Consider the following 587-nt stretch of genomic DNA (forward strand, 5'->3'; position numbering starts at 1 on the left):
AACCGCCCCACCACCGGATCGTAGTAGCGGAAGGTGTTGTAGTGCAGCCCCGTCTCCGCGTCGAAGTACTGCCCCTGGAACCTCAGGTTCTGCTCGATTTCCTCTACCGCATAGCGCTCCACTTCCCCCCAGGCCTTGTAGGTGGCCTGCCATACCGGCTTGCCGTCCTCGTCGGTGACGTCCAGTGGCGTGCCGATCTGGTCGGTGTGGAAGTAGTAGGTGCGCTCTTCGTCGCCTTCCCGGTCGACGCGGGCCAGGGGGGCGTAGCTGTCGGGTTCGTAGAGGTACAGGCTGTCGCCGTTGGCCCGGCGTTCCTGGAGCAGGCGCAGGCCTTGCCAGAGGAACCCGGTGCTTTTCGTCGTGCCGTCGCGTTCCACGGCCTTGGCCACCCGGCGGCCCAGGCTGTCGTAGTGGTAGCGGCCTTCGCTGAGCAGGTTGCCGTCGCGGTAGGTGCGGGCGCGGGTCAGGCGGTTTTCGCAGTCGTATTCGAAGTGCTGTTCCAGGTGGGCGCCGCGCTTGCGCACCACCATGTTGCCCCAGGGGTCGTAGTCGTAGCGCTGGTCTTGCCAGGTGCGCAGGCGGTTGTC

The 587-nt window shown here is 66.1% G+C and carries 1 protein-coding gene; it reads right to left on the bottom strand.

All coding sequences use genetic code 11. From position 1 onward, the window contains the following. Nucleotides 1-587 (bottom strand): RHS domain-containing protein (locus VV867_RS31070; RefSeq protein ID WP_328568456.1); only part of this gene is annotated, 587 nt, incomplete at both ends.

It is taken from the genome of Pseudomonas sp. JH-2, assembly GCF_036231725.1.
Taxonomy (GTDB): domain Bacteria; phylum Pseudomonadota; class Gammaproteobacteria; order Pseudomonadales; family Pseudomonadaceae; genus Pseudomonas; species Pseudomonas delhiensis.